A 24,239-nucleotide genomic window follows, 5' to 3' on the forward strand; every position below is an offset into this window, starting at 1 on the left:
CTTCACCCAAGTATTGACCAGTCCTGACGGAATGAAAGTTCCTGACAGCCGGTCAAAAACGACAAAAGGCGCGGGTTAGCCGCGCCTTTCGGTTGTCCTCCCCTTACTCGCCCTGTCGGGCCGGGGCGTCGAGCTCAAATGCGGTGTGCAGGGCACGGACCGCCAGCTCGAGATACTTCTCTTCGATGACCACGGAAACCTTGATTTCCGAGGTGGAGATCATCTGGATGTTGATGGTCTCCTTGGCCAGGGCTTCGAACATGCGGCTGGCGACGCCGGCGTGGGAGCGCATGCCGACACCGACGATGGAAACCTTGGCGATGTTGGTGTCGCCGGTAGCTTCACGCGCACCGATGGTGACAGCGGTCTGCTTGAGGATTTCCAGGGCGGCCTGGTAGTCGTTGCGGTGCACGGTGAAGGTGAAGTCGGTGGTGTTATCGTGCGCGACGTTCTGCACGATCATGTCGACTTCTACATTGGCGGCACTGATCGGGCCGAGAATCTTGAAAGCAACGCCGGGGGTATCCGGTACGCCACGGATGGTCAGCTTGGCTTCGTCGCGGTTGAAGGCGATGCCGGAGATGATCGGCTGTTCCATGGATTCCTCTTCATCAAGGGTAATGAGGGTGCCCGGACCCTCCTGGAAGCTGTGCAGCACGCGCAGCGGGACGTTGTACTTGCCGGCGAATTCCACCGAACGGATCTGCAGCACCTTGGAGCCGAGGCTGGCCATTTCCAGCATCTCTTCGAAGGTGATCTTGTCCAGGCGACGTGCTTGCGGCACAACGCGCGGATCGGTGGTGTAGACGCCATCGACGTCGGTGTAGATCTGGCACTCGTCGGCCTTCAGGGCCGCTGCCAGGGCTACGCCGGTGGTGTCGGAACCGCCACGACCGAGGGTGGTGATGTTGCCCTGCTCGTCCACACCCTGGAAGCCAGCGACCACTACAACACGGCCGGCCTTCAGATCTGCGCGAATGTTCGCATCATCGATGCTCAGGATACGCGCCTTGGTGTGGGAACTGTCGGTCAGGATGCGAACCTGATTACCGGTGTAGGACACCGCCGGCACGCCGCGCTTCATCAGCGCCATGCTCAGCAGGGCAATGGTCACCTGCTCGCCGGTGGAGACCATCACGTCCAGCTCACGCGGAATCGGCTGGTCCATGATCTGTTTCGCCAGACCAATCAGGCGGTTGGTCTCGCCGCTCATGGCGGAAACCACCACGACGATGTCGTCGCCCGCCTCACGGAATTTCTTCACCTTCTCGGCTACCTGCTCGATTCTCTCGACGGTGCCGACGGAGGTCCCTCCAAATTTCTGTACGATCAAAGCCATTTCAAAAGCCGCCTGATTCCTGAAGGGCGCCCATTAAACATGCATCACCGCATGCTACCAAGGCCCGCCGGACGCGCTGCGGGCCCCGTATTTCAAGGCCTTTAGAGGCCCTGTTCGACAAACTTGACTGCCAGTGCCAGAGCTTCGTCCAGCTTGCCGGCATCGACGCCACCGCCCTGGGCCATGTCCGGGCGACCACCGCCCTTCCCGCCCACGGCCGCAGCGGCCTGCTTCATCAGATCGCCCGCTTTCAGCTTGGCAGTCAGGTCCTGGGTCACGCCGGCGACCAGCACGACCTTCTCCTCGAACACGCCGCCCAGCAGGATCACGCCGCTGCCCAGCTTGTTCTTCAACTGGTCGACCAGCGCCAGCAGCGCCTTGCCATCCAGACCGTCGAGACGCGAGGACAGCACCTTCACGCCACCGATTTCCACGGCGGACCCCGCCAGGTCGTCGCCGGCTGCGCTGGCGGCCTTGGCCTTGAGCTGCTCCAGCTCCTTTTCCAGCTGACGGTTGCGCTCGATCAGGCCGGAGAGCTTGTCCAGCAGGTTGTCACGGCTGCCCTTGACCAGGCCGGCCGCTTCCTTGAGCTGCTCTTCCGCACCGTTGAGGTAGGCCAGCGCAGCGCCGCCGGTGACTGCTTCGATACGGCGCACGCCGGAAGCCACACCGCCTTCGCTGGTGATCTTGAACAGGCCGATGTCGCCGGTGCGGGACACGTGGGTGCCGCCGCAAAGCTCGACGGAGAACTTGCCGCCCATGCTCAGTACGCGCACCTGGTCACCGTACTTCTCGCCGAACAGCGCCATGGCGCCCTTGTTCTTGGCGGACTCGATGTCGGTCTCTTCGGTCTCGACCTCGGAGTTCTTGCGGATCTCGCTGTTGACGATGTCTTCCAGCTGCTTCAGCTGCTCGGGCTTGATCGCCTCGAAGTGGCTGAAGTCGAAGCGCAGGCGCTGGCTATCGWCCAGCGAGCCCTTCTGCTGGACGTGATCGCCCAGTACCTGGCGCAGCGCAGCGTGCAGCAGGTGGGTAGCGGAGTGGTTCAGCGCAGTAGCCTGGCGCACGGAGGCATCGACTTCGGCCTTCACGGCAGCGCCAACAGCCAGGCTGCCCTGGGCAACCACGCCATGGTGCAGGTGCGCGCCGCCAGCCTTGGTGGTGTCGCGCACGTCGAAGCGCACGCCGGCACCCTGCAGGTAACCGCTGTCACCGACCTGGCCGCCGGATTCGGCGTAGAACGGAGTCTGGTCGAGGACGACCACGCCCTCCTCGCCTTCGCCCAGTTGCTCGACGGCCTTGCCGTCCTTGAACAGTGCGATGATCTGGCCGGCGCCGGAAACGCCCTGGTAGCCGAGGAAGCGGGTGTCGCCATCCACTTTCACCAGGCTGTTGTAGTCCATGCCGAAGGCGCTGGCGGAGCGGGCGCGCTCACGCTGGGCCTCCATCTCGCGCTCGAAGCCTTCCTCGTCGAGGGTCAGGCTGCGCTCGCGAGCGATGTCGTTGGTCAGGTCCACCGGGAAGCCGTAGGTGTCGTACAGCTTGAACACCACGTTGCCGGGAATGACGCTGCCCTTGAGCTCGGACAGGTCCTGCTCGAGGATCTTCAGGCCCTGTTCGAGGGTCTTGGCGAACTGCTCTTCCTCGGTCTTCAGCACGCGCTCGATGTGCGCCTGCTGCTGCTTGAGCTCGACGAAGGCTTCACCCATCTCGCCAACCAGCGCGGCTACAATCTTGTGGAAGAAGGTGCCCTTGGCGCCCAGCTTGTTACCGTGGCGGCAGGCGCGACGGATGATGCGGCGCAGCACGTAGCCGCGGCCCTCGTTGGACGGCAGCACACCGTCGGCGATCAGGAAGCCACAGGAACGGATGTGGTCGGCCACTACTTTCAGCGACGGTGCGTCGTCGTTGGCGCAGCCGATGGCCTCGGCCGAAGCCTTAAGCAGGCTCTGGAACAGGTCGATCTCGTAGTTCGAGTGAACGTGCTGCAGCACGGCGCTGATGCGCTCAAGGCCCATGCCGGTGTCCACGCTCGGCGCCGGCAGCGGGTGCATGACGCCGTCCGCGGTGCGGTTGAACTGCATGAAGACGTTGTTCCAGATCTCGATGTAGCGGTCGCCGTCTTCTTCCGGCGAGCCGGGCGGGCCGCCCCAGATGTCGGCGCCATGGTCGAAGAAGATCTCGGTGCACGGGCCGCACGGACCGGTGTCGCCCATCGCCCAGAAGTTGTCCGAAGCGTAAGGAGCGCCCTTGTTGTCGCCGATGCGGACCATGCGCTCGGCGGGAATGCCGACTTCCTTGGTCCAGATGTCGTAGGCCTCGTCATCGCTCGCGTAGACGGTGACCCAGAGCTTTTCCTTGGGCAGGTTCAGCCACTTGTCCGAGGTCAGGAATTCCCAGGCGTAGGAGATGGCGTCGCGCTTGAAATAGTCGCCGAAGCTGAAGTTGCCCAGCATTTCGAAGAAGGTGTGGTGGCGCGCGGTGTAGCCGACGTTTTCCAGGTCGTTGTGCTTGCCGCCGGCACGCACGCATTTCTGGCTGGTGGTGGCGCGGGTGTAGGCGCGCTTCTCCAGGCCCAGGAAGCAGTCCTTGAACTGGTTCATGCCTGCGTTGGTGAACAGCAGGGTCGGGTCGTTCGCGGGGATCAGCGAACTGGACGCTACGCGGGTGTGCCCCTTCTCTTCGAAGAAGCGGAGGAAGGCTTCACGGATTTCAGCGCTTTTCATAGGTTCTTCCACGGAAAAATGCGGCCACGAATCGCCGGCAAAGGGCCGCATTATATCGGCCCCGCATCAAGGTTGTAGTGTCTTTGCGCGATAGTTAACCCCTATCGCGCAATAATTGCTGTCAGGAACGACGAAAGGCGGCAAAAGCTTCGACGATACGCGGAATATCAGCGCTTTTCACATCGAGGTGGGTGACCAGGCGCAGGCGCGCCGCCGGGCTGACGCGGATGCCGCGCTCGGCCAGATGCTCACCCAGGGCGCCGGCCTGCTCGCCGATATCGACGTAGACCATGTTGGTCTGCACCGGCTCGATGGCGTAGCCCAGTTCGGCCAGGCCACGACCCAACGCTTCGGCATTGGCGTGGTCCTCGTCGAGGCGCTCGACCTGATGGTCCAGTGCATACAGCGCGGCGGCAGCGAGGCCGCCGGCCTGACGCATGCCGCCGCCGACCATCTTGCGCAGCCGGCGTGCGCGGCCGATCAGTTCAGCATCGCCGCAGAGCACCGAACCCACCGGCGCACCGAGCCCCTTGGACAGGCACACCGAGACGGAGTCGAAGTGGCAGGTGATCTCGCGGGCATCCACGCCCAGCTTTACCGCGGCGTTGTACAGGCGCGCGCCATCCAGGTGCAGCGCCAGGCCACGGCGGCGGGTCATCTCCCGCGCGGCAGCGAGGTAGGCCAGCGGCAGGACCTTGCCCTGCATGGTGTTTTCCAGCGCCAGCAGGCGGGTGCGGGCGAAGTGGAAATCGTCCTGCTTGATCGCCGCCTCGACCTTGGCCAGGTCCAGCGAGCCGTCGGCCTCGCCCTCGATGGGCTGCGGCTGGATCGAGCCGAGCACCGCGGCGCCGCCGCCTTCATATTTATAGGTGTGCGCCTGCTGCCCGACTATGTACTCGTCGCCGCGGCCGCAATGGGCCATCAGGCCGAGCAGGTTGCTCATGGTGCCGGTGGGCACGAACAGCGCGGCGGCAAAGCCCAGGCGCTCGGCCAGGGTCGCCTCCAGGCGGTTCACCGTCGGGTCTTCGCCGTAGACGTCATCGCCCAGCTCGGCCCGCGCCATCGCCTCGCGCATGCCGGCGGTGGGCAAGGTCACGGTGTCGCTGCGAAGGTCGATGATGGACATGGCAAGGCTCCTCGGGCATCAGGCGGAAAGGGCCGATGCTAAGCGCTCGCCAGGGGCGGAACAAGGGTAGGAGCAACTGTAGGATCGAGGGGGGCGCCCAGCCCTTGCTCGCGAACGTTCCGCGTGCGGGGTTCGCGAGCAAGCTCGCTCCTACGAAAAGCCGGTCAGAGCTCGGTGGGAACGACCAGAATGCCGGCGCGCAGGCCGTTCTTCACCCGCGGGTTGGGGAAGATGATTCGCGCGCCCTGCTCTTCCACGATCCAGCGGGTGCCGCCAATGTCTTCGGCGAGCAGGAAGCCGTGGTCCAGCTCGGTGAAGTTGTCCACCGCGTCGTCCAGGTGCAGGCGGAAGTGGTCGCTGTGCTTGATCACCTCGCGGGAGACGGCGAACAGCTGCAGGCCGTCGAGCTGCGCGTCGCCCGCCTCCTGGCCGCTGATCACGCCCTGCAGCATGGCTTCCAGGCGATCCAGGTTCACCGCCTGGTTCTGCCCGAACGGCCGGGCCTTGCCCAGCTCCAGGGTGAAGGCCTCGGCGCCGAGGTGGCTGTAGGTGTAGGCGCTGAAGGTGATGCCCGGCTTGCTCTGCAGCAGCACCGCGTCGATGCCGGCGCTGCGCAGGCGCGCCAGTTCCTCGCGGGAATGCTCGCGGCCGCTGGCCCAGGGATAGAGCGCGAACTGCTCGATCTTCGAGCCACGGATGGCGGTGTGCAGGTCGTAGTGCAGGCGCGGCCGGCCTTCACGGGCGAAGAACGCGGCGGCCAGGCGCTCCAGCTCCGACGCGCGCAGGGCCTCGTTGCCGCTGCCCTCCTCGTGGCGGCCGCAGAACAGGCGGTTGATATCGTGCTCCAGATAACGCTCGCCGCGGCGCATGGCCTCGGGATTACCGAGCAGGAACAGCACTCGCGTCGCCGGCTTCAGCTCGCCGCGGGCGATGCCGTGAACCAGGCGGTCGAGCAGTTCGATGGGGGCGGTCTCGTTGCCGTGGATACCTGCCGAGAGCAGCAGGTCGCGGCCGTTGTCGCGGGCCACCGGCGGAGTGATTTCAAGGGCGCCTTCGGCCAGCCAGTGCAGACGGGTGCCGTCGGCGGTGAGCTGGATCTTTTCCGTCGGCTCTCGGCCGGCGAGGGTCAGTTCGAGCAGTTTGCCCAAAGCTAGCATGCGGACGCCTCCATCAGTTCCACGGCCCGAACGGGCCGTGGACTCCGCGATCAGTGGTGATGGTCACACCCACAGTCTGGACCATGTTCGTGGACTTCGGCGGCTTCCAGTTCCAGGCTCAGGCCCAGCTGGTTCACTGCCTGCGGGCGCACCACCAGCAGCGGGATCTCGGTGTCGTCCTCGTGGGAGTCGGCATAGATCACCAGGCCGCCCTTGCCGTCGGCCTCCAGCCACAGCTCGCGCCCTTCCAGGCGGATGGCCAGGCGCGCGGTGTGGGTCTCGCGGCGCTCGCCCTTGTTGTCTTCGAGAATCAGCGGGAGGCTTTCGGTCATGTCAGTTACTCAAATCTGCTGGAAGGGATAAACCGAGCCCAGTTTAAGGATCTGGCTCAATTCATCCAACGCCGTCCGGCACTCGACGAGCAGTTGCGGGTCGGCCAGGTCGGTTTCGGCCAGGCGATCGCGGTAGTGCTTGTCGACCCAGGTGACCAGGGTGTCGTGCAGGGTCGGGGTCATGATCACGCCCGGATTGACCGCCGCCAGCTCGGCGTCGCTGAGCGCCACGCGCAGGCGCAGGCACGCGGGGCCGCCGCCGTTCTGCATGCTCTGCTTGAGGTCGAACACCTTCACCTCGCGGATCGGGCCGTCCTCGGCGGTCAAGCGCGACAGGTAATTCCACACACGCTCGTTCTTGCGGCACTCCTCCGGAACGATCAGCAGCATGTTGCCGTCCGCGCGGGTGAGCAGCTGGCTGTTGAACAGGTAGGACTTCACCGCGTCCTCGACGGTGACCTGGTCGCGCGGCACGCACACGGCGCGGAAGCGACCGCCACGGCGGCCAAGCTTGTCGTGCAACTCGGCGAGCACGCGCTCGGTGTCGAGGAAGGCGTCTTCGTGGTGGAACAGCACTTCGCCGTTGCCGACCGCGATCACGTCGTTGTGGAACACGCCCTGGTCGATCACCGCCGGGTTCTGCTGGGCGTAGACCACACCGTCATCGCTCAGGCCGTGCAGGCGGGCGACTGCCTGGCAGGCTTCCAGGGTCTGCCGCGCCGGGTAACGCTGCGGCGCCGGGAAACGGCTGTCGAAGGCGCTGCGGCCGAACACGAAGAACTCGACGCCGGCTTCGCCATAGGACTTGCAGAAGCGCGTGTGGTTGGCCGCGCCCTCGTCGCCGAACTGGGCGACTGCCGGCAGAGCGGCGTGGTGGGCGAAGTGTTGCTCGTCGTTGAACATGGCCGCGAGGATGCGGCTGGTCTGCGGGTGTTCGATGGAGCGGTGGAACTTGCAGTTCAGATTGGCGGCGGTGAAGTGCACGCGGCCATCGGCAGTGTCGGCGCCGGGGCTGACGGTGGCGGCGTTGGCGGTCCACATGCAGGACGCCGAGCTGACGGCGGCGAGCAGCGGCATGGCGTCTTTCGCCGCCTTGGCAATCACCTCGGCGTCAGTACCGGAGAAGCCCAGAGCGCGCAGCGAGGCCACGGCGGGGCGTTCCTGCGGGGCGAACACGCCCTGCTTGAAGCCCATCTCCATCAGCGCCTTCATCTTCGACAGGCCCTGTTTCGCCGCTTCACGCGGGTTGGACGCCGCCTGGCTGTTGCTCTGCGAGGCGACGTTGCCGTAGGACAGGCCACCGTAGTTGTGCGTCGGCCCGACCAGGCCGTCAAAGTTCATCTCATACGCGGCCATCACAGGCTCACTCCCGGAGTCAGGGTTGCAGGCAGGCTCAGGCTATCGCTTTCCAGCGAGGCGACCGGGTATGCGCAGTAGTCGGCCGCGTAGTAGGCGCTCGGGCGATGGTTGCCGGAGGCGCCGATGCCACCGAACGGCGCGCTGCTGGCGGCGCCGGTCAGTTGCTTGTTCCAGTTGACGATGCCGGCGCGGCTCTCGATGAGGAAGTCCTCGTAGCGCTCGCGGGAATCCGACAGCAGGCCGGCAGCGAGGCCGTACTGGGTGGCGTTGGCTTCGCGCACAGCGGCGTCGAAGTCGGCGTAGCGGATCACCTGCAGCAGCGGGCCGAAGAACTCTTCATCCGGGCGCTCGCTGACGGCAGTCACGTCGAGAATGCCGGGAGTCAGCAGCGCAGCAGTGGCCAGCGGCTGGGTCATCGCCAGCAATGGCTTGGCGCCTTTGGCCAGTAGTTGTTCCTGGGCCTTGATCAGGTGTTCGGCAGCGGCCAGCGAGATCACAGAGCCCATGAAGGGCGCCGGTTGCTCATCGAAGGCGCCGACCTTGATGGTCGCGGCCACGGCCACCAGGCGCTCGATCAGCGCGTCACCCCAGGCGCCCTGCGGCACCAGCAGGCGGCGGGCGCAGGTGCAGCGCTGGCCGGCGGAAATGAATGCGGACTGGATGATGGTGTAGACGGCGGCGTCTACATCCTTCACTTCATCAACGATCAGCGGGTTGTTGCCGCCCATTTCCAGCGCGAGGATTTTCTGCGGGCGACCGCCGAACTGGCTGTGCAGCAGGTTGCCGGTGCGGCTGGAGCCGGTGAAGAACAGGCCGTCGATGTCGTCATTGCCAGCCAGGGCCACACCGGTATCGCGAGCCCCCTGCACGAGGTTGATCACGCCGGCGGGAATCCCTGACTCGATCCAGGCCTGCAGGGTCAGCTCGGCGACCTTCGGGGTCAGTTCGCTGGGTTTGAACACCACGGCATTGCCCGCCAGCAGGGCCGGCACGATGTGGCCGTTGGGCAGGTGGCCGGGGAAGTTGTACGGGCCGAACACGGCGACCACGCCGTGGGGCTTGTGGCGCAGCACCGCGGTGGCGTCGGCCAGCGGACCGCTCTTCTCGCCGGTGCGTTCACGGAAGGCCTGGACCGAGATGGCGACCTTGTTGACCATGCTGGTCACTTCGGTGGCAGCTTCCCACAGCGGCTTGCCGGTCTCCTCGCCGATGGCGCGGGCCATTTCCTCGGAGCGGCCCTTGAGGGCAGCGGCGAAGCGTTCCAGCACGGCGATGCGCTCCTCCACCGGGCGACGGGCCCATGCCGGGAACGCGTTGCGCGCGGCGGCGATGGCAGCAGCGACCTGCTGTGGCGAAGCAGCCTGGCCGGACCAGACCACGTTCTGGCTCACCGGGCAGAGCGATTGCAGCGGCTCGCCTTCGCCCGCCAGCCACTGGCCGGCAATGTAGTGGGTATTCATCATCAGGCTCCCCTGACGCCGGGCGGCGTCAGTTGCGTTTTCCGGAGAGGGGCACCGCGCGGACCGAAGCCCCGGCGGACAGGCGCAGGCGCTTGGCGGTCTGCGCATCGACCACCAGCGAGCCGGCGGCCAGGCGCGCGGGCGCAGCGGTGATGCGGCACTCCTCGCGCTTGCGGTTGTGGATCAGGAACGGCTCGGCATCGTCGCCCGGCGTGCCGATGGCCAGCACCAGGCTCTGGCTGTCGGCGATGGCGCGAATCTTCTCGGTCGGCGCCTCGATAGCCGGGCCGGCGTCGAAGATGTCGACGTAGCCCTGGTAGCTGAAGCCCTCGGCCTTGAGCATCGCCAGCGCCGGCTCGGTGTCGGCGTGGACGCGACCGATCACCTCACGCGCGTCCTCGGAGAGGAAGCAGCTGTAGAGCGGGAACTTGGGCATCAGCTCGGCGATGAAGGCCTTGTTGCCCACTCCGGTCAGGTAGTCGGCCTGGCTGAATTCCATCTTGAAGAAGTGCCGGCCCAGGCTTTCCCAGAACGGCGAGCGCCCGGCAGCATCGGACATGCCACGCATCTCGGCGATCACCTTGTCGCCGAACAGCTCGCGGAACTCGGCGATGAACAGGAAGCGCGCCTTCGACAGCAGGCGACCGTTGAGGCCGGCGCGGTGGTCGGCATGCAGGAACAGCGAGCACAGCTCGGACTGCCCGGTGAGGTCGTTGGCCAGGAACAGCGTGGGAATCTCGCGGTGGATGCCCAGTTCCTGGGAGGCGCTGACGGTGAGGCCGACGCGGTAGTTGTACCAGGGCTCGCGCAGGCCAACGGCGCCGGCCACGGCGGAGATGCCGACGACCTTGCCTTCGTCGTTCTCCAGCACGAACAGGTAGTCGGCGTCGGCGCGCTCGGCCTCGCCACGGAAGGCCTTCTCGGCCCAGCTCACGCGGTGCTGCAGGCGCTGCTCGTTGGCCGGCAGCGTGGTCAGGCCGGTGCCGGTGCTGCGCGCCAGGTCAAAGAGAGCCGGCAGGTCGGCGCTGGTTACGGGACGGACGATCATGCTCTCTCCCCTCAGATCGCGACCAGGCGCACGCTGGCGCCCTCGCCGATGCCCAGGGCATCGGCGGTTTCCTGGTTCAGGGTGACGGGCTTGCCCGGCACCCAGTCGAGTTCGGCGACGATGGCGCGGAAATCCTGCAGCTGGCCGTTGGTGACCAGGTAGCTGCGGCTGCCATGCCCCGACGCGCCGATGCGCACCGGCACCTGGCGGCTCTGGGCGATGGAGCGGATGTTCGAGGTGCGCGCATGCAGTGCCGGGCCACCGTCGAAGATGTCCACGTAGTTCTCCGACTCGAAGCCGTCGCGCATGAGGATGTCGAAGGTGATCTGCGCACGCGGATGCACCTGGCCCATCGCTTCCTGCGCCTCATCCGGCAGCAGCGGCACGTAGATCGGGTAGTGCGGCATCAGCTCGGCGAGGAAGGTACGGCTCTTCAGCCCCGAGMGCTTCTCAGCCTCGGTGTAGTCGAGGTCGAAGAAGTTGCGCCCGATGGCGTTCCAGAACGGCGACTGGCCCTGTTCGTCGCTGTAGCCGACGATCTCCACCACCACCGCGTCGGCGAAGCGCTCCGGATGGCTGGCCATGAACAGCAGGCGGCCGCGGGAGTTGAGCTCGGCGATCGGCGTGTTCACCAGCTCGCGCTCGACGTAGAAGCTGGTCAGCAGGCTGTTGCCGGTGAGGTCGTGGCACAGCGAGAGGACGTGAATCTTGTTGTGGATCTTCAGCTCGCGGGAAGCGTGCACGAAGGTCTCGTTGCGGAAGCTGTAGAACGGCTCGGAGAAACCGGCCGAGGCGACGATCGCCGAGCAGCCCACCAGGCGACCGGTCTCGCTGTCCTCGAGCACGAAGAAATAGCTCTCTTCACCGTTGAAGCTCACTTCGGCGGCGAACGAGGCCTCCGAGGCGAGGATCTTCTCGCGCAGGCGTTCCGCGTCGTCCGGCAGCGACGTGACGCCGACCGGGCTGTCCGCGGCGAGACGCTGCACTTGCTGCAGGTCGGCCACTTGGGCGGGGCGCATCACCAGCATGGCGTCACTCCTCTAACCAGACAAAAATTGTGATTCTTGATCGATGGGCGCGACACAGCCTGCACCGCGCTCATCAGGGCATTCGAAGAACCGGCCGGGACGATCCGGCCGGTCGGCGGCGCAGCGCGAGCTGCGCCGGTTCAGCGTAGCCGGGGGATCAGCCGCGGGTCAGCTTGGCGATGGCGCGCTCGAGGCGATCCAGGCCTTCGTCGATGTCGGCGTCCGGGATCACCAGGCTGGGAGCGAAGCGCACCACGTCCGGGCCGGCCTGCAGGACCATCACGCCTTCCTTCTCGGCGGCGTTGAGCACGTCCTTGGCCTTGCCCTTGAAGGCATCGTTGAGCACCGCACCGATCAGCATGCCCATGCCGCGCACCTGGGTGAAGATGCCGTACTCGGCGGCGATCTTCTCCAGGCGGACCTTGAAACGCTCGTGCTTGGCCTTGACGCCAGCGAGCACTTCCGGGGTGTTGATCACGTCGAAGGCGGCACCGGCAACGGCGCACGCCAGCGGGTTGCCGCCGTAGGTGGTGCCGTGGGTACCGACGACCAGGTGCTCGGCGATCTTCGCGGTGGTCAGCATGGCGCCGATCGGGAAGCCGCCGCCCAGGCCCTTGGCGCTGGAGAGGATGTCCGGGTTCACGCCGTAGTACTGGTGAGCGTAGAGGTAGCCGATACGACCGAAGCCGCTCTGCACTTCATCGAAGATCAGCAGGGCGTTGTTCTCGTCGCACAGCTTGCGCACGCCTTCCAGGTAGGCCTGGTCGGCCGGCAGCACGCCGCTCTCGCCCTGCACCGGCTCGATGATCACGGCACAGGTCTTGTCGGAGATGGCCGCCTTCAGGGCGTCCAGATCATTGAACGGAATGTGCGTGATGCCTTCGACCTTCGGGCCGAAACCATCGGAGTACTTGGCCTGGCCACCGACGTTGACGGTGAACAGGGTGCGGCCGTGGAAGCTGTTGACCATCGAGATGATCTCGAACTTCTCCGGACCGTAGACATCATGGGCGTAGCGGCGCGCCAGCTTCAGCGCGGCCTCGTTGGCCTCGGCTCCGGAGTTGGCGAAGAACACGCGCTCGGCGAAGGTGGCGTCGATCAGCTTCTTCGCCAGGCGCAGGGCCGGCTCGTTGGTGAAGACGTTGGAGACGTGCCAGATCTTGCCGGCCTGCTCGGTCAGCGCCTGCATCAGCGCCGGATGGCCATGACCCAGGGAACTGACCGCGATGCCGCCGGCAAAGTCCACCAGCTCTCGGCCGCTCTGATCCCAGACTCGGGAACCCTCGCCACGCACCGGAATGAAGGCAGCCGGCGAATAGTTGGGAACCATGACCTGGTCGAAGTCGGAGCGTTGGACCTGAGCTTGCGGAGCGGACATCGGTGTTCTCCTGCCTGGTTGAGGCGGCTATCGATGAATGGATTGTAGGGACGAACGACGGGCCGTCATTGCCGCCATGCGACAACTTCTTATAGCGCCAACCCGCGAATTGCCGAGGCTTATGGAAATGCGACAGAAAGCGTCGGGAAGGCGCAGTGTACGGCCTGCGGCCTGCTGCGGGTACAAGGCGGCGTGGAATTTGTTCGCTGCGCGAACGAGGGAAAATGGAATAAGGCAGGAAGGGGCTTTTATGTAGGAACGAGGGGGGCGCCTGGCCCTTGCTCGCGAACCGCTTGACGCAGGCACATCGGTAAGATCGTTCGCGAGCAAGCTCGCTCCTACGAAGAGCAGCCTGTAGGGCTGCATAACGTAGCAGCGTGATCCGCCACGAGGCAGTTGGCGGATGATTGAGCTGCCCGACTGTCTACCCCGGCTGTGCCGGGGTTTCGCGGAGAAGCTCCGCTCCTACAAGAGCTGCGCCGGCGCTCCCCGTAGGAGCGGACCTTGTCCGCGAAATCCTGATCGGCCCTGCGTGAGGTGGGGATACGCCTACGGGGTCCGTAGGGCGTATACCGCGCCAGCGTTATACGCCGTGGCGGATAACCTGTTCCAGGTTATTCGCCCTACGAAAAGCGCAGCGTCAGCCGCGCTCGGTAGCGGCCGGGGCGGCTTCGGCGGCGCTCTGGCCGCGGCGCTGGTTACGGTCTTCGCGCGGGGTCACGCCGAAGAAGTTGCGGTAGGCGCTGGAGAAGTGCGGGCCGCTGGAGAAGCCGCAGGACAGGCCGATCTGGATGATCGACTTGCTGGTCTGCATGAGCATCTGCCGCGCGCGGTTCAGGCGCAGTTCCAGGTAGTACTGGCTGGGCACGCGGGTCAGGTATTGCTTGAAGATGCGCTCCAGCTGGCGGCGCGAGACACACACGTGCTGGGCGATCTCGTCGGTGGTCAGCGGCTCCTCGATGTTCGCCTCCATCAGCAGCACCGCCTGGGTGAGCTTCGGGTGGCTGGAACCGAGGCGGTTCTTCAGCGGGATGCGCTGGCGTTCGGAGCCTTCGCGGATACGCTCCACCACCAGTTCTTCGGATACCGCACCGGCCAGCTCCGCGCCATGATCGCGGGACAGCACGGCCAGCAGCAGGTCGAGCACCGCCATACCGCCACAGGCGCTCAGGCGATCACGGTCCCACTCGAACAGGTGGTTGGTGGCGATGACCTTGGGGTAACGCTCGGTGAAGTCGTCGTGCCAGCGCCAATGCACGGCGGCGCGGTACCCATCGAGCAGGCCCAACTGTGCCAGCGGATAGATGCCGGCGGACAGCGCGCCAACGCTCACGCCATTGCGCGACAGCTGCTTGAGTGCGGCAGCCAAAGGCGCGGAGACCGTCTGCGGAATCTCGTCGGCGACCAGGAAGATGCGCTGGCACTGCTCCAGCACACCGTTCCAGGCCTGCCCCGGCAGGCGCCAGCCATCGGCCTCGGTCACCGGTTCGGCGCTCATGAACACCGGTTCGTAGAGCGCTTCGGGGTGCAGCCGGCGGGCGACCCGCAGGGCCTCCTCGGCCAGACCGAGGGTCAGCGCCCGCGTGTGCGGCCAGAGGAGGAATCCGATGCGTTGTGCGGTCATGCGATCAGGTCACCAGGCGACTGTAACGGACAGCTTACTTCAAGCTGCCGGAAAGGAACTGCTTGAGGCGTTCGGATTGCGGATTGGCCAGGACTTCCCGCGGGCAGCCGGCCTCTTCCACCAGCCCCTTGTGGAGGAACACCAACTGGTTGGAGACCTCGCGGGCGAAGCCCATCTCGTGGGTCACCACCACCATGGTGCGGCCTTCCTGGGCCAGGTCCTGCATGACGCGCAGGACTTCGCCGACCAGCTCGGGGTCGAGTGCCGAGGTTGGCTCGTCGAACAGCATCACTTCCGGCTCTACCGCCAGGGCACGGGCGATGGCCACGCGCTGCTGCTCACCACCGGACATGTGCGCGGGGTAGGCATCCTTGCGGTGCGCCACGCCGACTTTCGCCAGGTAGTGCTCGGCCTTTTCCAGCGCTTCCTTCTTCGACACGCCCAGCACATGGACCGGCGCCTCGATGACGTTTTCCAGGGCGCTCATGTGCGACCACAGGTTGAAGTGCTGGAACACCATCGACAGGCGCGAGCGCATGCGCTGCAGCTGCTTGGCGTCGGCGGCCTTGAGCGCACCGTCCTTGTTCGGGGTGAGCTTGAGCTCTTCGCCGTTGAGCAGGATCTTGCCGGCGTGGGGTTGCTCCAGCAGGTTGATGCAACGCAGGAAGGTACTCTTGCCGGAGCCTGAGGAGCCGATGATGCTGATCACGTCGCCTGCCTTCGCCGCCAGGGAGACGCCCTTGAGCACCTCGTGGGTGCCGTAGCGCTTGTGCAGGTCCTGGATTTCCAGTTTGTACATGGTGTCGGTTCTCGAATTCAGTCGTTGATCAGCCGGCCCTTGCGGAACGGCTCACGCCCGGCCACCTTGGCCAGCCAAAGCCCCGGCTGGGCATAGCGCCCACGCTCGATGGCGAACAGCACGCCGGAAGTGCCGGCGCGAACGGTGCTGACCTGGTCGTTCAGCGGGTCGACCACTTCGAACAGCGGGTCGCCCTTCTCCACCCACTCCCCCGCCTTGCGCAGGAAACTCACCACGCCAACGTGGGGTGCGTAGAGGTATTCGGTGCCTTCGAAGGGCATGCCTTCGCAGCATTCGGCCGGGGCCGCCGGCCAGTCGCCGGCGATCAGGCCCTGCTCGGCGAGGAAGCCGAGGATGGCTTCGGCGTTGGCCTGTCCCTGGTCGACGCGGGTATCGCCCACGCCGCCCAGCTCGACGGTGGTCGCCAGGCACGCGAGCGGAATCGCCGCCTGCGGGAAGGCCTGCGCCAGGCGCAGCCAGGGCAGCGAGCAGGATTCGTCGAAGGAACTGCCGCCGGAGTCTTCGGCAAGCAGCGCGACGCCCGCCTTCAGGCGTGCGGCCAGGGACTTCCAGCGCGGCCAGTGCTGCGGGATCGCGTAGACGTGGATGGCGGCGTCGAAGTCGCAGTGCAGGTCGAGCACCACTTCGGCATCACAGGCGTGGCGCAGCAGGATGCGCTGCATGCCCTGCAGCTCGGAGGAAGCCGGCGGCAGCGCATCGAGGCCGTCGCGCATGGCCTGGCGGATCAGCTCGACGTTGGCGGCTTCATCGGCGCCCAGCTGCTCACCGACACGCTCGGCAACCAGCGCCGAGAGCTCGACGAAATCGCGGTTGAAGTTCTTCCCGCTGTTGAACTCGAAACGGCCCAGGTGGCTGGCCTGCAGCGTTTGGCCGAGGCCGATGGGGTTGGCCACCGGTACCAGTTCGACGACGCAGTTCAGCTGCCCGCGCGACTCCAGGTCAGCCAGGCGCTGCTTGAGCTCCCAGGCGGTACGCATGCCCGGTAGCTCGTCGGCGTGCAGGCTGGATTGGATGTAGACCTTGCGCGTGCCCTTGCCGTAGCGGAATACGCTCAGGCGGCGCTCGCTTCCCAGGCTGCTCCACGGCAGCAGATGATCGATACGTTCCACGGTGTATTCCTCAGTGCTTGCGCGGCGCGAGATAGGCCAGCCAGCGACGCTCGGCCAGCTTGAACAGGCGCACCAGGGTGAAGGTCATGATCAGGTAGAAGATGCCGGCGGTGATGAACGCCTCGAACGGCAGGTAGTACTGCGAGTACACGGTGCGCGCGGCGCCGGTGATGTCCACCAGGGTGACGATGGACGCCAAGCTGGTGGTCTGCAGCATCATGATCACTTCGTTGCTGTATTGCGGCAGCGCGCGGCGCAGGGCCGAGGGCAGCAGGATGCGGCGGTACAGCTTGAACCGCGACATGCCCATGGCCTTGGCGGCTTCGATCTCGCCGTGCGGGGTCGCGCGGATGCTGCCGGCGAGAATCTCGGCGGTGTAGGCGCTGGTGTTGATGGCGAACGCGGCGCAGGCGCAGAAGGTGGCGTTGGACAGCAGCGGCCACATGGCGCTTTCACGGACGAACTCGAACTGCGCCAGGCCGTAGTAGATGAGGAACAGCTGCACCAGCATCGGGGTGCCGCGGATCACGTAGGTGTAGAGCCAGGCCGGCAGGTTCACCGCCGGGTTCTTCGAGCAGCGCATCAGCGCCAGCGGCACGGCCGCCAGCAGGCCGAAGAACAGCGAGATCGCCAGCAGCTTGAGGGTCACCAGCAGGCCGCTGAAGTAGAGCGGCAGGCTGTCCCAGATGACGGTGTAATCAAAGATCATGCGAGGGCTCCCGGACTCAAAGCTCGGCGACTTTCACGCCGACCGAATAGCGGCGTTCGAGCATGCGCAGCAGCACCAGGGAGACGCTGGTGACCACCAGGTACAGCGCCGCCACGGCAAGGAAATAAGTGAAGGGTTCGCGGGTGGCGTCCGAGGCCTGCTTGGCCTTGAACATCATGTCCTGCAGGCCGACCACGGAGATCAGCGCAGTGGCCTTGACCAGCACCAGCCAGTTGTTGGTGAAGCCGGGGATGGCCAGGCGGATCATCTGCGGCACCTGGATGCGGAAGAACACCTGCAGCGAGCTCATGCCGTAGGCGAAGCCGGCCTCGCCCTGCCCTTTCGGGATGGCCATGAAGGCGCCACGGAAGGTCTCGGACAGGTAGGCGCCGAAGATGAAGCCCAGGGTGCCGACGCCGGAAGCGAAGGGGTTGAGGTCGATGTAGTCGTCATAGCCGACCATCGGCGCGATCCAGTTCACCGCGGCCTGGCCGCCGTAGAAGATCAGCAGGATCAGCACGAGGTCCGGAACGCCGCGGATCACGGTGGCATAGAGGTCGCCGCACCAGGCCAGCCACTTCACCGGCGACAGGCGGATGGCCGCACCGAGCAGACCCAGCGCGATTGCCAGGGCCATCGACAGCAGGGACAGCTGAAGCGTCAGCCAGGCACCATCGACGATGGTGGCTCCGTAGCCATTGAGCATAATTTCGTACCTCGTGAAACCGGACGTCGCCCGCAACCACACGGACGCTCAGGGCGAGTGCAGGCGCAGGCTCACCCCCAATAAAAAAGTGGCACAAACTTCAGGACCGGGCCTGGGTCTGTGCCACTTCCGGACGTGGATCAGTTCTCGCCGTAGACGTCGAACTTGAAGTACTTGTCCTGTACTTCCTTGTACTTGCCGTTGGCACGGATGCCGGCGATGGCCGCGTTGAATTTCTCGACCAGGGCGGTATCGCCCTTGCGCACGGCGATGCCGGCGCCACCACCGAAGTACTTCGGATCGTTGTATTCCGGACCTACGAAGGCATAGCCCTTGCCGGCGTCGGTTTTCAGGAAGCCATCGTCGAGGTTGACCGAGTCGGCCATGGTCGCGTCGATGCGGCCGGAGACCAGGTCCATGTTGGCTTCGTTCTGCGAGTTGTAGCGCACGACTTCGATGCCGGCCGGGGCCAGGACGTCGGTGGCGTAGCGGTCATGGGTGGAAGCGCGCAGCACACCGACCTTCTTGCCCTTCAGGTCCGCCAGCGGATCGTTCAGGGTCACGCCTTCCTTCATCACGAAGCGCGCGGGGGTGTGGTAGTACTTGTTGGTGAAGTCGACGGACTTCTTGCGCTCGTCGGTGATGGTCATGGACGAGAGGATGGCGTCGATCTTGCGAACTTTCAGTGCCGGGATCAGGCCGTCGAATTCCTGCTCGACCCAGGTGCACTTGACCTTCATCTCTTCGCACAGGGCGTTGCCGATATCCACGTCGAAACCGGCGAGCTTGCCGTCGGGGGTCTTGAAGGAGAAAGGCGGATAGCCGGCTTCGATGCCGATGCGGACCGGCTTGTCGTCAGCGTGGGCAACCAGGGAAAGCGCGGACAGGGCCAGCGCACCGAGAAGTGCAAACTTCTTCATCAGTAACTCCTTCGAGGGTAGGTCTTCGATTGGCAGGAGAAAGGGGTTGGCCCAGGCTGCCCGTGCAGAAGTGAAGGTTATTGTTCGTCTGCGCATTGCCGGCGCGATTCTTGTGAAAAGCGCGCCTACCGGGGTGAGCGGCATTCTAGCGACAGCCCCGGAGCGGTTATTTCTTCAATGCGACAAGTAATTATAGAAGCGCTGGAGACGGGGCTCCGGCGGCTTGACGGCGCGGATTTTACGTGATCCGAAAGCGGGTAGTAAAACCCTAATTACTAGCAGTAATCGGGCCAGAACTATCGAACCCCAGGATCGGCGCGGGGTGCGCGATATTGACTCATTCTGTGCGGACAGAAAAGATGCACCGAAGCTGTGCGAAATGTTTCCTGGCGCCTCATTTTGTCGCAGGGAAATGTTACCGGTGGGCGGGAAACACACTGTAGGAGCGGACCTTGTCCGCGATCCGCGCCCATGGGGCACTCCTCCAGGCTTGCTCCGGTTTTTGGGCTTTTGCTTTTGTAGGAGCGGAGCTTCTCCGCGATGCTCTTGCGTGGGTTTGGGCTTGGGCTTGGGCTTGAGCTTGGGCTTGGGCTTGGGAGCTTCAGCGCCGCTTCGGCTTGCGCTCGAACTTTTTGTTTCGCCCCCTCGGGCGAGTCCCTTTTGTCAAACGTCGGATAGCCGCCCTCCCAAAAGGAACCAAAAGGTCTCGCCCCTACATCCGGCTTTTCGCTTCGCGAAAAGTACCCTCGGTTCTTCGGAGTTCCAGGGGCCCGCGTTGACGGGCCATCCCTGGCCCGACAACGCTCTCGCGACATCCATGTCGCTCAACCCCTGAAACTCCGATCACCTTCGGCCTCCTGAAAGGGGCACTCGGCGTGTGCGGATATTTCGCTGGAAGACCTCAAGAGCCAAAGCTAAGGACAGAGCGGTGCGGCACGGCTTTTCGTAGGAGCGGACCTTGTCCGCGAAATCCCCCGCGGCGGACTCTGGCGCCCTCGACTCTCGCGACGCTGCAACGCAACACGTAGGGTGCATAACCCGGAACGGGTTATCCGCCGATGCCACAACGGCGGACAACGCTGGCGCGTTATGCACCCTACGATCTATTCGCGAGCAAGCTCGCTCCTACGAAGAGCGCTTCGGTGTTCGGACGTGCTGTAGGAGCGAGCTTGCTCGCGAACCGCGTCCTGCTGGTGCCAGGATCGATGGGTATCGCTGCGCTCCACGCCATCCTACGTTGATGCTCCAGGAAAGCTTCGGCGCGAGCGGGACGACTTAAAAACGCAGAAATGAAAAACGCCCCGGCATGCGGGGCGTTTTTCATCGGGCGGCGGATCAGGCCGCGCGCATGGCCTGGTGGGTTTCAATCAGGTGTTGCACGACGCCCGGATCGGCCAGGGTGGAGATGTCGCCCAGGGTGTCGTACTCGGCCGTGGCGATCTTGCGCAGGATGCGGCGCATGATCTTGCCCGAGCGGGTCTTCGGCAGGCCGGGCGCCCACTGGATCACGTCCGGGGTGGCGATCGGGCCGATTTCCTTGCGTACCCAGGCACGCAGTTCCTGACGCAGTTGCTCGTTGGATTCCTCACCGGCATTCAGGGTGACGTAGACATAGATGCCCTGCCCCTTGATGTCGTGCGGTACGCCAACCACCGCAGCTTCGGCCACTTTCGGGTGGGCGACCAGGGCGCTTTCGATCTCGGCTGTACCCATGCGGTGGCCGGAGACGTTGAGCACGTCATCGACGCGGCCGGTGATCCAGTAGTAGCCGTCCTCGTCGCGACGGGCGCCGTCGCCGGTGAAGTACATGCCCTTGAAGGTCTTGAAGTAGGTGTCCACGTAGCGGTCGTGGTCGCCGTACAGGGTGCGCGCCTGGCCCGGCCAGGAGTCCAGGATCACCAGGTTGCCCTCGGTGGCCCCTTCCAGGATGTTGCCCAGGTTGTCCACCAGCGCCGGCACCACACCGAAGAACGGCTTGGCGGCGGAGCCCGGCTTCAGGCCGTGGGCGCCCGGCAGCGGGGTCATCAGGCAGGCGCCGGTTTCGGTCTGCCACCAGGTGTCGACGATCGGGCAGCGCGACTGGCCGACGGTCTCGTAGTACCACTGCCAGGCTTCCGGGTTGATCGGCTCGCCGACCGAACCCAGCAGGCGCAGGCTGGAGCCATCGGCGCCTTCGACCGCGGCCTTGCCCTCGGCCATCATGGCGCGGATGGCGGTCGGTGCGGTGTAGAGGATGTTGACCTTGTGCTTGTCGACGATCTTCGCGACGCGGGAGATGTCCGGATAGTTCGGCACGCCCTCGAACAGCACGGTGGTCGCGCCGTTGGCCAGCGGGCCGTAGACGACATAGGTGTGGCCGGTGACCCAGCCGATGTCGGCGGTGCACCAGAAGACTTCGCCCGGACGGTAGTCGAACACCCGCTCGTGGGTCAGCGAGGCGTAGACCAGGTAGCCGCCGGTGGTGTGCAGCACGCCCTTGGGTTTACCGGTGGAGCCGGAGGTGTAGAGGATGAACAGCGGGTCCTCGGCGCCCATTTCCTTCGGTGCGCAGGTGGAGCCGGCGACCTTCATCAGGTCCTCGAACCACACGTCGCGGTGCTGGTTCCACTTGATCGGCGAGCCGGTGCGCTTGCAGACGATGATCTTCTGCACGCTGCTGGTTTCCGGGTTGGTCAGCGCGTCGTCGACGTTGGCCTTGAGCGGGGTCTTCTTGCCGCCGCGCAGACCTTCGTCGGCGGTGATCACCACCTTGGAGCGACAGTCGATGATGCGGCCGGCCAGGGCTTCGGGAGAGAAGCCGCCGAACACCACGGAGTGGATCGCACCGATGCGGGCGCAGGCCAGCATGGCGACCACGGCTTCCGGGATCATCGGCATGTAGATGGTCACCACGTCGCCGCGGTGCACGTCCTGGCCGCGCAGGGCGTTGGCGAACTTGCAGACCTGCTCATGCAGTTCGCGATAGGTGATTTCGCGGTGCTCGGAAGGATCGTCGCCTTCCCAGATGATGGCGAGCTGGTCGCCGCGCTCGGCCAGGTGGCGGTCGAGGCAGTTGTAGGAGAGGTTCAGGGTGCCGTCGGCGAACCACTTGATGTCCACGTGGTGATCGTCGAAGGAGGTCTGCTTGACCTTGGTGAACGGCTTGATCCAGTCGATGCGCTGGGCCTGTTCGCGCCAGAAGCCGTCGGGGTTGACCACCGACTGCTGGTACAGCTTCTTGTAGGTGGCCTCGTCGGTCAGAGTGGTCGCGGCCACTTCGGGACGCACGGGGTACACGGATGCCGCTGTCATGGCGTTCTACCTCGGTGAAGAGTGTTGTTTTTGTTGCCTTAAGTTGTAACGGCGACACCCTCCCCCGAACCATACGACCATGGTCTTACCAATCCTTAGTCGTAGTGATGAGCCCCATAAGCCGTTGTTTTGGCAACGGGCTCATGGGGCCGCGACAACCTGTCACATACCAAGGGCGTGGGGCAGCGCCAGCGAGATGAAGGGCACGTAGGTCACCAGGATCAGGAACAGCAGCAGGATCATCAGCCACGGCAGCGCCGCGCGGATGGTCGCGCCCAGCGGCAGGCCGGTGACCGCCGAGGTGACGAACAGGTTGAGCCCCACCGGCGGGTGCACCAGGCCGATTTCCATGTTCACCACCATGACAATCCCCAGATGAATCGGGTCGATACCCAGGCGCATGGCGATGGGGAAGAAGATCGGCGCGAGGATCAGCACGATGGCCGAGGGCTCCATGAAGCTGCCAGCCACCAGCAGTACCACGTTGACCATCAGCAGGAAGCCGAGCGGCGTCAGCCCTTCCTGCATCACCCACTCGGTGATCTGCTGGGGAATCTGCTCGGTGGTCAGCACGTGGGCGAAGAGCATCGCGTTGGCGATGATGAACATCAGCATGATGCTCAGCCGCCCGGACTCCACCAGCACCTTGGGGCAGTCGCGCAGGCGCATGTCCTTGTAGACGAACAGCGCGACGAAGGCCGAGTAGACCGCCGCCACCGCCGCTGCCTCGGTAGGCGTGAACAGCCCGGAGTAGATGCCACCGAGGATGATCACCAGCAGCAACAGGCCCCAGATCGCCCGGCGTGCGGCGGACAGCCATTCACGCAGGCTGGCACGCGGTTGCGCCGGCAGCTTCTTCACCCGCGCGACGATGTAGATCACCGCCATCAGGATCACGCCCAGCAGCAGGCCCGGCACCACGCCAGCGACGAACAGTTTGCCCACCGAGGTCTCGGTGGCAGCCGAGTACACCACCATGACGATCGACGGCGGGATCAGGATGCCCAGGGTGCCGGCGTTGCAGATGATCCCGGCGCCGAACTCGCGCGGGTAGCCCGAACGCACCATGCCGGCCACGGCAATCGAGCCCACCGCCGCCACGGTTGCCGGCGAGGAGCCGGACAGCGCGGCGAACAGCATGCACGCCAGCACCGCGGCAATCGCCAGGCCGCCACGGATGTGGCCGACGCTGGCGTTGGCGAAGTCGATCAGCCGCTGCGCCACGCCGCCGGTGGTCATGAAGGCGCCGGAGAGCAGGAAGAACGGGATCGCCAGCAGCGTGTAGGCCTCGGAAGTCTCGAACAGCTTGATCGCCAGCGAGCGCACCGAGTCCGGGCTGAACAACAGGATCGTCAGCGCACCGGACAGCCCCAGGGAAATCGCGATGGGCACGCCGATGAACATGAAGACGAACAGCAGGAGGAACAGGATCATCACGGTCATGGACGCTTCTCCGCGGCTTCTTCACCGGCCAGCTTCGAGGCTTCCGCGGCCTCGTCGGCGAGGCCCAGGCCGAGCTGGCGGCCGCGCAACAGGTTGACGAGGATTTCCAGGTAACGCAGGAGCACCAGGCCGAAGCCGATGGGCACGATCACCGCGATGTAGGCCTGGAGGATGCCGAAGTGGTCGAGGTCTTCCGCGCCGATGCCGGCGATGAACAGGGTCTTCACCCAGTCGAAGCTGGCGACCATGAACAGCCCGGCGTAGCCCAGGCAGCAGAGGCAGGCGAGCACGCCGATAACGCGCTGAGTGGGCCGCGGCGCCAGCTTCACCAGCGCGTCCACGCCCAGATGGCCGGCGGTGCGGACGCCATAGGCGATGCCGAAGAAGATCAGCCAGCCGAACAGCGCCTTGGTCAGCGCATTGCTCCAGGACATGTCCTGGGCGACGCCGAGGATGGCGTCGCCGATGGCATAGAACGGGCCCTGCAGCGATGGCAGGCGATCGCCCAGGTCATAGAACAGGGTGAAGACGTTGGTCATCACCACGTAGACGAAGGTCACCAGCGTCATGGTTGCCAGCAGGAAGGCGATGGCGCCTTCCTCGAAATGGTTCCAGACGCGCATGAGTCGAGTCATCGAAGGGTTCTCCAGAACGACGCCCCGCC

At 65.2% G+C, this 24,239-nt stretch carries 19 protein-coding genes; all 19 read right to left on the reverse strand.

Going from position 1 to position 24,239, the window contains the following annotated elements; all coding sequences use genetic code 11:
- Positions 1-103 precede the first annotated feature (103 nt).
- Entirely contained in the window at positions 104-1,339 is a 1,236-nt protein-coding gene (locus QO207_RS15590) for an aspartate kinase (protein ID WP_045210116.1), read from the reverse strand.
- 101 nt (positions 1,340-1,440) lie between these two features.
- On the reverse strand, positions 1,441-4,065 hold the full coding sequence (gene alaS / locus QO207_RS15595) for an alanine--tRNA ligase (protein WP_301533271.1): 2,625 nt from the start codon (positions 4,063-4,065) through the stop codon (positions 1,441-1,443).
- Positions 4,066-4,186: 121 nt separating this feature from the next.
- Positions 4,187-5,191 (reverse strand): low-specificity L-threonine aldolase, encoded by a 1,005-nt coding sequence (gene ltaE, locus QO207_RS15600; RefSeq protein WP_301533272.1) that lies wholly within the window; start codon positions 5,189-5,191, stop codon positions 4,187-4,189.
- A gap of 164 nt (positions 5,192-5,355) precedes the next feature.
- Positions 5,356-6,348 carry a succinylglutamate desuccinylase gene (astE, locus tag QO207_RS15605; RefSeq protein WP_301533273.1) on the reverse strand — a complete coding sequence of 331 codons (993 nt, stop codon included), beginning with the start codon at positions 6,346-6,348 and terminating at the stop codon, positions 5,356-5,358.
- Positions 6,349-6,398: 50 nt separating this feature from the next.
- Positions 6,399-6,680: a GTPase gene (locus QO207_RS15610; RefSeq protein WP_301533274.1), complete on the reverse strand. Its 282-nt coding sequence runs from the start codon at positions 6,678-6,680 to the stop codon at positions 6,399-6,401.
- Positions 6,681-6,689: 9 nt separating this feature from the next.
- Complete coding sequence (astB, locus tag QO207_RS15615) at positions 6,690-8,036, reverse strand: N-succinylarginine dihydrolase (protein WP_301533275.1); 1,347 nt, start codon at positions 8,034-8,036, stop codon at positions 6,690-6,692.
- Positions 8,036-9,502: a succinylglutamate-semialdehyde dehydrogenase gene (gene astD, locus QO207_RS15620; RefSeq protein ID WP_301533276.1), complete on the reverse strand. Its 1,467-nt coding sequence runs from the start codon at positions 9,500-9,502 to the stop codon at positions 8,036-8,038. Before astD ends, astB begins: the two co-directional genes overlap by 1 nt.
- A 25-nt stretch (positions 9,503-9,527) precedes the next feature.
- Complete coding sequence (gene astA / locus QO207_RS15625; protein WP_301533277.1) at positions 9,528-10,547, reverse strand: arginine N-succinyltransferase; 1,020 nt, start codon at positions 10,545-10,547, stop codon at positions 9,528-9,530.
- 11 nt (positions 10,548-10,558) lie between these two features.
- Positions 10,559-11,575, reverse strand: a complete 1,017-nt coding sequence (gene aruF / locus QO207_RS15630) for an arginine/ornithine succinyltransferase subunit alpha (protein ID WP_301533278.1) — start codon at positions 11,573-11,575, stop codon at positions 10,559-10,561.
- Positions 11,576-11,732: 157 nt separating this feature from the next.
- Positions 11,733-12,953 carry an aspartate aminotransferase family protein gene (locus QO207_RS15635; protein ID WP_301533279.1) on the reverse strand — a complete coding sequence of 407 codons (1,221 nt, stop codon included), beginning with the start codon at positions 12,951-12,953 and terminating at the stop codon, positions 11,733-11,735.
- A gap of 640 nt (positions 12,954-13,593) precedes the next feature.
- On the reverse strand, positions 13,594-14,577 hold the full coding sequence (gene argR / locus QO207_RS15640) for a transcriptional regulator ArgR (RefSeq protein WP_301533280.1): 984 nt from the start codon (positions 14,575-14,577) through the stop codon (positions 13,594-13,596).
- A 34-nt stretch (positions 14,578-14,611) separates the two neighbouring features.
- A complete protein-coding gene (gene aotP / locus QO207_RS15645) occupies positions 14,612-15,376 on the reverse strand; it encodes an arginine/ornithine transport ATP-binding protein AotP (protein WP_301533281.1) in 765 nt (254 codons plus the stop codon).
- Between the two features lie 17 nt (positions 15,377-15,393).
- The gene (locus tag QO207_RS15650) at positions 15,394-16,506 is read right to left on the reverse strand and encodes a succinylglutamate desuccinylase/aspartoacylase family protein (protein ID WP_301533282.1); all 1,113 of its coding nucleotides are present in this window, start codon (positions 16,504-16,506) and stop codon (positions 15,394-15,396) included.
- Positions 16,507-16,516: 10 nt separating this feature from the next.
- Positions 16,517-17,215 (reverse strand): ABC transporter permease, encoded by a 699-nt coding sequence (locus tag QO207_RS15655; protein ID WP_301533283.1) that lies wholly within the window; start codon positions 17,213-17,215, stop codon positions 16,517-16,519.
- A 16-nt stretch (positions 17,216-17,231) separates the two neighbouring features.
- Positions 17,232-17,921 (reverse strand): ABC transporter permease, encoded by a 690-nt coding sequence (locus QO207_RS15660; RefSeq protein ID WP_301533284.1) that lies wholly within the window; start codon positions 17,919-17,921, stop codon positions 17,232-17,234.
- Positions 17,922-18,061: 140 nt separating this feature from the next.
- Positions 18,062-18,841, reverse strand: a complete 780-nt coding sequence (locus tag QO207_RS15665) for an ABC transporter substrate-binding protein (protein WP_301533285.1) — start codon at positions 18,839-18,841, stop codon at positions 18,062-18,064.
- A 1,335-nt stretch (positions 18,842-20,176) separates the two neighbouring features.
- Positions 20,177-22,132 carry an acetate--CoA ligase gene (gene acs, locus QO207_RS15670; RefSeq protein WP_301533286.1) on the reverse strand — a complete coding sequence of 652 codons (1,956 nt, stop codon included), beginning with the start codon at positions 22,130-22,132 and terminating at the stop codon, positions 20,177-20,179.
- A gap of 162 nt (positions 22,133-22,294) precedes the next feature.
- On the reverse strand, positions 22,295-23,575 hold the full coding sequence (dctM, locus tag QO207_RS15675; protein WP_301533287.1) for a C4-dicarboxylate TRAP transporter large permease protein DctM: 1,281 nt from the start codon (positions 23,573-23,575) through the stop codon (positions 22,295-22,297).
- Complete coding sequence (locus QO207_RS15680; RefSeq protein WP_301533288.1) at positions 23,572-24,210, reverse strand: TRAP transporter small permease; 639 nt, start codon at positions 24,208-24,210, stop codon at positions 23,572-23,574. The genes dctM and QO207_RS15680 overlap by 4 nt, the downstream gene beginning before the upstream one ends.
- Positions 24,211-24,239: the final 29 nt, after the last annotated feature.

The organism is Pseudomonas sp. CAN1 (assembly GCF_030462585.1).
In the GTDB taxonomy this organism is placed as follows: Bacteria; Pseudomonadota; Gammaproteobacteria; order Pseudomonadales; family Pseudomonadaceae; genus Pseudomonas.

Coding starts and splice junctions, on each gene's coding strand:
- QO207_RS15680 (WP_301533288.1), bottom strand. CDS start 24,210: ATGACTCGACTCATGCGCGTCTGGAACCATTTCGAGGAAGGCGCCATC.
- QO207_RS15665 (WP_301533285.1), bottom strand. CDS start 18,841: ATGAAGAAGTTTGCACTTCTCGGTGCGCTGGCCCTGTCCGCGCTTTCC.
- QO207_RS15660 (WP_301533284.1), bottom strand. CDS start 17,921: ATGCTCAATGGCTACGGAGCCACCATCGTCGATGGTGCCTGGCTGACG.
- argR (WP_301533280.1), bottom strand. CDS start 14,577: ATGACCGCACAACGCATCGGATTCCTCCTCTGGCCGCACACGCGGGCG.
- acs (WP_301533286.1), bottom strand. CDS start 22,132: ATGACAGCGGCATCCGTGTACCCCGTGCGTCCCGAAGTGGCCGCGACC.
- astB (WP_301533275.1), bottom strand. CDS start 8,036: ATGGCCGCGTATGAGATGAACTTTGACGGCCTGGTCGGGCCGACGCAC.
- ltaE (WP_301533272.1), bottom strand. CDS start 5,191: ATGTCCATCATCGACCTTCGCAGCGACACCGTGACCTTGCCCACCGCC.
- aotP (WP_301533281.1), bottom strand. CDS start 15,376: ATGTACAAACTGGAAATCCAGGACCTGCACAAGCGCTACGGCACCCAC.
- QO207_RS15590 (WP_045210116.1), bottom strand. CDS start 1,339: ATGGCTTTGATCGTACAGAAATTTGGAGGGACCTCCGTCGGCACCGTC.
- astE (WP_301533273.1), bottom strand. CDS start 6,348: ATGCTAGCTTTGGGCAAACTGCTCGAACTGACCCTCGCCGGCCGAGAG.
- astD (WP_301533276.1), bottom strand. CDS start 9,502: ATGATGAATACCCACTACATTGCCGGCCAGTGGCTGGCGGGCGAAGGC.
- QO207_RS15610 (WP_301533274.1), bottom strand. CDS start 6,680: ATGACCGAAAGCCTCCCGCTGATTCTCGAAGACAACAAGGGCGAGCGC.
- QO207_RS15635 (WP_301533279.1), bottom strand. CDS start 12,953: ATGTCCGCTCCGCAAGCTCAGGTCCAACGCTCCGACTTCGACCAGGTC.
- QO207_RS15655 (WP_301533283.1), bottom strand. CDS start 17,215: ATGATCTTTGATTACACCGTCATCTGGGACAGCCTGCCGCTCTACTTC.
- astA (WP_301533277.1), bottom strand. CDS start 10,547: ATGATCGTCCGTCCCGTAACCAGCGCCGACCTGCCGGCTCTCTTTGAC.
- dctM (WP_301533287.1), bottom strand. CDS start 23,575: ATGACCGTGATGATCCTGTTCCTCCTGCTGTTCGTCTTCATGTTCATC.